The sequence below is a fragment of the bacterium genome (assembly GCA_035281585.1).
Taxonomy (GTDB): Bacteria; UBA10199; UBA10199; order DSSB01; family DSSB01; genus DATEDP01.
Genome location: DATEDP010000062.1, coordinates 1 through 3,746, shown reverse-complemented (window position 1 = coordinate 3,746; position 3,746 = coordinate 1). Strand labels below are relative to the sequence as shown.

The 3,746-nt window shown below is 63.5% G+C and carries 4 protein-coding genes; all 4 read right to left on the bottom strand.

Translation table 11 applies throughout. The annotated features are described in order from the left end of the window. Positions 1-867 (bottom strand): FAD-dependent oxidoreductase (locus VJR29_04845; GenBank protein ID HKY62729.1); only part of this gene is annotated, 867 nt, incomplete at its 3' end. A gap of 3 nt (positions 868-870) precedes the next feature. Then, the gene (gene hpnD, locus VJR29_04840) at positions 871-1,725 is read right to left on the bottom strand and encodes a presqualene diphosphate synthase HpnD (GenBank protein HKY62728.1); all 855 of its coding nucleotides are present in this window, start codon (positions 1,723-1,725) and stop codon (positions 871-873) included. Further along, positions 1,722-2,696 carry a squalene synthase HpnC gene (gene hpnC, locus VJR29_04835; protein ID HKY62727.1) on the bottom strand — a complete coding sequence of 325 codons (975 nt, stop codon included), beginning with the start codon at positions 2,694-2,696 and terminating at the stop codon, positions 1,722-1,724. Before hpnC ends, hpnD begins: the two co-directional genes overlap by 4 nt. Further along, positions 2,693-3,661: a hypothetical protein gene (locus tag VJR29_04830; protein HKY62726.1), complete on the bottom strand. Its 969-nt coding sequence runs from the start codon at positions 3,659-3,661 to the stop codon at positions 2,693-2,695. Before VJR29_04830 ends, hpnC begins: the two co-directional genes overlap by 4 nt. Positions 3,662-3,746: the final 85 nt, after the last annotated feature.

Genomic DNA, 3,746 nt, shown 5'->3' with positions numbered 1-3,746 from the left:
GATCTTGTCGGTTAAATAGCTTTCTTTGGATTCGGCGGGGCTAAAGCCCCTTGCTACAGTTTCTGAACCGGTAGCAAGGGGCTTTAGCCCCGCTCCCCGATTGGTTTCGACTCGAAACCGAGCTCCTTCGCGCCGAATCGCCAAAACCTGACTATTGAAGTGCAGCGGCACCCCGGCCTCTTCGAAGAAGCGCTGGGCCGGATTGGCGTAAAGCTCGCTCAAGCCGACCTTGGCGAGGACCAACCGCGAATCGGCCTTGCTCGAGAGCAGAGCCCGGCGCAGCACCTCGACGAACAGCCGGGCGCTGGCCAAATCTAGCCTTTCATTGACCGTGGCCAAGGCCAAGGGCTCCCAAAATTTGCGGATGGCCGCTTCGGTCTGGCCGGTCTGGCGAAGCAGCTCCTCGATCGATTGGGCGTCCAGCGCGGCGGCGCCGGCGCTTTTCTTGGCCAGGCTCATCAGCCGGGCCATGCCCCGCTTGTCGCGGAAGCTCAGCCCCCGATAGCGCAGCAGGCCCCAAGCCAGATGGAGCGGCGCCGGCAGGTCGGGACAGGAGAGCTCGAAGGTTTTCGCGGGCCCCTCCGAGAAGGCGACGCTCAGCGATTTTTGGACGTCGAGCCGGTCGAAGGTGCCGAGGTCTTTGAGAAAGGCGAAGGTCTCGGCGTAGCAGCCCATCAGCAAGTGTTGGCCGTTGTCGACGGTCTCGCCGGTCTTGGGTTCGCGGAAGGAGTAGGCCCGGCCGCCGAAGAAGGCCCGCTTTTCGACGATTCGGACCTTGGCGCCGGCCCGATGCAGGCGCAAGGCCGCGGCTAGGCCGGCGAAGCCGCCGCCGATGATCGTGACGTCGGTGGAAGCGGGCGAGAGCATGGCTTAAAAAAATCTTTCGCGCAGCGCGATCCAGAGCTTTTGCGGCTTGGACAGCTTGACCGGTTTGTAGAAGACGTCGAAGTCGCGGGCCCGGATCTTGTGGAGGATGCGGTGGTAGGTTTTGCCCATGATCCAGGCGGCTAGCAAGGGCTTGCGCGGCAGCTTCTCCATCTCGGCGAAGGCCTTGCGGTAATACTCCTCGGCCCGCTCGGCCTGAAAGCGGAAGAGCGGGATGAACTCGGCCCGCATCTTTCGGCCGAGCAGCTCCTCGGGCGCGGCGCCGTAGCGCCGGATCTCGTCTTCCGGCAGGTAAACCCGGCCTTTCTCGGCGTCGACCGGGACGTCGCGCAGGATGTTGGTGAGCTGGAGGGCCAGGCCCAAGTCGACCGCGCCGGTCTCGGCCTTTTCGCCGCCCAGCCCGAAGATCTTCATGCAGACCAGGCCGATCACGCCGGCGACCCGGTAGCAATATTGGTAGAGCTCTTCGAAATTGGCGTAGCGCTTCTTGTGGAGGTCCATCTCGCAGCCCTCGATCAAGAGCTCGAGGTAGCGCTGGGGAATGTCGAAGATCCGGACCGTCTCGCGCATCGCTTGGCTCACCGGATGGGTCGGCTCGCCGTGGTAGCAGAGCTCGACCTCCCGCCGCCAAAAAGCCAGTTGGCGCTCGGCTTCCTCGGGGCCGTTCTCGTCGACCGCGTCGTCGACCACCCGGCTGAAGGCGTAGAAATGGGAGATGCCGCGACGGCGCTCCGGCGGCAAGGAAAGGAAGGACAGGACGAAATTGCTCTTGCTCCGCTTCACGACCTCTTCGGCCGCGAGCGGCGGCAGGATCTCGTTGCTATAGGTCGAAGCGCTCATGAAGCCCCGCCTTCGTCGGTGGCCGGCAGGACCTCGGCGGCGGCCGCCGGCGGCTCGGCTTTGGCCGGCGCTCGGGTGGCCCGCTTGAAGCCGAAGAGGGCTCGGCCCAGGATGGCCAGCTTGTCGCTTTTGCCGAAGTGGGGCCGGGTGCCGAGGGTGTTGAAATCGAGCTCCCGGATCTTTCTGCAAATGCCGAGACCGCCGAGGATGACGCACTTGAGCTCCAGGCTTAAGCGCCCCTTCACGCTCGACACCAGCGGGGCGCCCTCGCGGAACATGGCCTCGGTGCGCTCGACCTCGAAGCGCAGCAGGTCGCGGTAGCGCGGCGTGTAGGAGCGGGCGAAGAGCTCGGGCTCGGCGACCTCGAAGCGCTTCAGGTCTTCCATCGGAAGGTAGATCCGGTTCTTTTCGAGATCGACCGAGACGTCCTGCCAGAAATTGGCGAGCTGAAGGGCGCTGCAGATCTTGTCGGAAAGGAGGGCCCGGGGCTCGTCGCGGTAGCCGAAAAGGATCAGGACCAGCCGGCCGACCGGATTGGCCGAGTGCCGGCAGTAATAAAGGACGTCGTTGAAGCTGGGGTAGCGCTTGACCTCGACGTCCCATTTGAAAGCCGTGATCAGGTCCTTGAGGAGCTGAAGCGGGATGTCGAATTGGCGAATGGTCTCCTTGAGCGCCAGAAAGACCGGATGGTTGACGTTGCCGCGCTGGGTTTTCTCGAGCAGGCCCTGCCAGGCCTCGAGCGCCGGCAGCCGCTCTTCGTCGGGGAAGGCTTCGTCGGCCAAATCGTCGGCCCGCCGGGCGAAGGCGTAGATCGACCAGACGTAGGGCCGCAGCTTCTGGGGGATGAGGACGCTGCCCACCGGGAAATTCTCATAATGGGTTCGGGCCAGCCGCTCGCAGTAGCGAAAAGCGTCGGCCACGGTCCAGTGCTTCTTCTGGAGCACTTCATCGATGGGATATTCGGGGCTCATGTCCATCGTTCGATCGCTATTTCCTGGTTTCCATCCTTAAAAAAAATCGGCTCGGGCTTTTCCCAAGCGCTCAGGGCCACCATGCCCAGGCCGAGGCTGCCGCCGGCTTTGGGCGATTCGGCCGCCGAGCTCAAAGTCCCGACTTTTTTCTCGCCCTGAAAGAGCTCGGCCGGCAGGCTGGGAATTTGGCCTTGCCAACGCAGCCGGGCCAGCTTTCGGTTCACGTGACCGCGGCTCTGGACCCGGGCGGTGGTCTCTTGGCCCAAATAACATCCCTTATTGAAGCTGGTGGCGCCGGCGTCAAGGCCGACTTCGGCGACCAAGTTGTCCTCGCTCATGTCCACGCCCATTGCCGGCAGCCCGGCTTCGATCCGCAGGGTCTGAAGGGTGCCGGGATCGGCCCGAGCCATCAGACCCTGGCCGATCCAAGCTTCCATCTTTTGGCGCCAAGCGCCGGCGGCCGAAGCCGGCACCAGGATTTCCCAGCCCGGCAAGCCGAAGCGATCGCTGGCGAAGAGGAGCAGCTCTTGGCCCTCGAGGCCGCGCGAAAGGACCGTTCCCGGATCGGCCGATAGCTGCCCGCCGAGCGCACCTTCCAACAAGGCGGTCGAGCCGGGACCGATCGCGGCGAAATGGGCCCAAGCTTCGGTTGGGCTCCACTCGACATTGGCGAAAAGCAGAAAAGTGGCGAGGTGCTCGCCGGTCTTGGCTCCGTAGCCCGGCGGGAAGAGCAGGAGGAAACGGCCGGGCCGGCGCAGCACCCAAGCCTCGCTGATCAGCTTGCCTTTTTGAGTCAAAAAAGCGGCCGGCGCGATTTGGGATTCGACCAGCTTCAGGATGTCTTGAGTCACATAGGCATTGAGGAATTTCGCGGCCTCGGGTCCGCTGACTTGGCAAATCTCCCCGACCGGCTCCCAGCCCAGGGCCTTTTCCTGAGCGGCAATATAGTTGGGCGACGCTGGCATTGTTTTCCTATATAATCGTAGCGATGGGGGGTCAACCCAGGGTAAAAACCTTTGCAGCGAGGAGGAGCTTATGTCGGAATCCAAC

Excerpts from the sequence above, each read along its gene's own strand:
- VJR29_04830 (HKY62726.1), bottom strand. The coding sequence starts at position 3,661 with ATGCCAGCGTCGCCCAACTATATTGCCGCTCAGGAAAAGGCCCTGGGC.
- hpnD (HKY62728.1), bottom strand. The coding sequence starts at position 1,725 with ATGAGCGCTTCGACCTATAGCAACGAGATCCTGCCGCCGCTCGCGGCC.
- hpnC (HKY62727.1), bottom strand. The coding sequence starts at position 2,696 with ATGAGCCCCGAATATCCCATCGATGAAGTGCTCCAGAAGAAGCACTGG.